Source organism: Synechococcus sp. R3-13, from assembly GCF_047462195.1.
Lineage (GTDB): Bacteria > Cyanobacteriota > Cyanobacteriia > Thermostichales > Thermostichaceae > Thermostichus.
Map to the genome: position 1 here is coordinate 352 of NZ_JANSIO010000466.1, position 2,292 is coordinate 2,643.

The 2,292-nt window shown below is 58.9% G+C and carries 3 protein-coding genes; all 3 read right to left on the reverse strand.

The genetic code is table 11. From position 1 onward, the window contains the following. Positions 1-582: hypothetical protein (locus tag NW856_RS13035; protein WP_414400611.1), on the reverse strand; the 582-nt coding region annotated here is incomplete at its 3' end. Positions 583-713: 131 nt separating this feature from the next. Beyond that, on the reverse strand, positions 714-1,421 hold the full coding sequence (pyrF, locus tag NW856_RS13040) for an orotidine-5'-phosphate decarboxylase (RefSeq protein ID WP_414400609.1): 708 nt from the start codon (positions 1,419-1,421) through the stop codon (positions 714-716). Next, entirely contained in the window at positions 1,418-1,846 is a 429-nt protein-coding gene (locus tag NW856_RS13045) for a DUF6464 family protein (RefSeq protein WP_414400610.1), read from the reverse strand. The genes pyrF and NW856_RS13045 overlap by 4 nt, the downstream gene beginning before the upstream one ends. Positions 1,847-2,292: the final 446 nt, after the last annotated feature.

Genomic DNA, 2,292 nt, shown 5'->3' on the forward strand with positions numbered 1-2,292 from the left:
GAGAGAAGGTCTAGTCAACTCTAGATCGCCCGTCAAGGGGCAACCCGACTGTTGCCAGCGGCGGATGGCCTGGGCAGTGAGTCCATTCGTTACATCGCGAATGGGGATCCCCGATCCGGTTACCTGCAGACGCACCAACCGCCAGGGATCCCCAGGAGCAGCCCGCAGAACATAAGCCTCGTAGGCCAGTTGCAGGGTTTCGCTGCGCCGACCGGCCAAGGAGTTGCCCTCCTTTTGGGGGTGTTGGGGCAAGACCAAGCGGCGCTCCAGCGTGGTGAAATACAGCCGAAAAGCTTCTGGCGAAACAGCAGTTGCGGTGTCCGGCAAAACCGGAGCCAGCTCCTGTTGGCGTAAGCGGGCCGGAGACCCTGGAGAGAGCATTTCAACCTCTGGCTTCCCCACCAGCACAACCTGAAACTCAGAGCGGGAGCGGCTCAAGGCCAGATTGAGAAACAAAGGCAACTGCTCCGTTAGAGCCTCAGCCCAAATCTGAGGAGCAGCCAGGCAAGTTTCCCCTCTTGCCGGAACGAAATGCTCCGCACCCCTAACGCGACCGGGAGTGCTGACCAGGCCCAAAACCACCGACAAACCGACTCCTAGCCAACATCTCCTGCCGGATCCAGCCGGCCTTTTTTCAGGGATCCACTGCACAAGCCTACGGCGTCGTTGCATTACAGAACTACCCCAATAACATCGGGCATCTCCCCACACCCTCACCCGGCAGCATCCCATGAGGCTTGGAAGCGCCGCAAGGCGGCCACGGGATCGGGAGAAGCGGTGATGGGGCGGCCCACCACCAGATAATCGGCTCCTGCCCGCAGAGCTTCGTCGGGCGTGCAGATGCGCTGTTGATCCTCCTCTCCATCCCCCGCCTTGGCTTGGCCCAGACGGATCCCGGGAGTAACCAGCAAAACCTCCGGCCCCAAAGCTTGGCGCAACCGCGAGACCTCCTGAGGAGAGCAAACCAGTCCAGTAAAGCCTTGAGCTTGAGCCAGCCGGGCCAAATGCAACACATAGTCGGCGGGATCCATCTCGATGCCCAGTTCCTGTCGCACCTGCGGGGGGCTGATGCTGGTTAAGAGGGTAACCGCCAATAGTCGACAAGAACTGCCCTGGGCGGCTGCCACGGCTGCCCGCAACATGGCACTGCCGCCGGCAGCATGGACGGTGAGCAGATCCACTCCATAGCTGACGGCCACCTCCGTAGCCCTCCCCACGGTGTGGGGAATGTCGTGCAGCTTCAAATCCAGAAAAATGCGCTTGCCCCTTTCCTTGAGAGCCTGCAGAACGGAAAAACCCGCAGCAGTGAACAACTCCAGGCCCACCTTCCACCACAGCACCTGCGGCAAAGAGTCCACCCACTTCAAAGCCTGCTCTTGAGAAGAGGTATCCAGCGCAACAATCAGGCGGTCACCCTTCATCGGGGCTCATTCCGGGGCTCATAGTGGGGACAGCCCTCACAGGGGCCGCAGGGGTTGACGGCGCAGCGCAACTCTGGAGAATGGGCATTGTAGCGGCAGGTGGGATCCCCGATGTATTCTGGCGGCGAAGCCACGTAAGTGTAAACAACCACGCCCCCAAATCCTATCGGGCTGACGAAGAAACGACTGGTGGTGAAAGATTCGCCAGAAGGGTTGAGGGTTTCCTCAAGGGGTTCTGGCTCAGGCTCCAGCTCCACTTCCTCCTCCAGATTCCAGAGGGCTTCCCACTGCCTAAGGGTTTCCTGTAAAGGCACAGCCAAGTGCTCTGCCAGCTCCATCAGGGCAGCCTCCAAAGAGGCCAAACTTTCTTCGGCCACTTGGGCAAAGGCTGCAACCCATTCCTCCAAAAGTTTCTCAAAATCCATGCAGCAGCGACCTAGAGGCTCCTTCTTCACCTTACCGCCAGCCTGGGCAACCTTTAACTTCCTCCCCGGCAAACGGCATCCACTAGAGCTTGATTGACCAATGGAAACAGCTCTGCCAACTCTTCTGTGGAGAGGTTTCCGGTGCAGACATTGGCGCGAATATGCCACTCTGCCCACATTTGCGCCGAAGGAGCAGCAGGATCCCGGCCCTCCTCAGAACCTGAACCGCCCACAGGTACCCGAGGGAGGCTGCGTCCCGACCCAAGGTTCAGTTGCAGTACGCTGTCACGGTTGATGCCAGTCAGCGAGGTTTGAGCGTTAGCCTCCTCAAGGAAAGCGAGAGAGAAAGCCAAAGCCATCCCAGCTAATCCCCAGAAAACAGCGCGGTAAACCATTGGATCCCCAGTAGTTAGATAGAGCATGACTCTAGTCAATAATAAGCTCAA

Coding starts and splice junctions, on each gene's coding strand:
- pyrF (WP_414400609.1), bottom strand. CDS start 1,421: ATGAAGGGTGACCGCCTGATTGTTGCGCTGGATACCTCTTCTCAAGAG.
- NW856_RS13045 (WP_414400610.1), bottom strand. CDS start 1,846: ATGGATTTTGAGAAACTTTTGGAGGAATGGGTTGCAGCCTTTGCCCAA.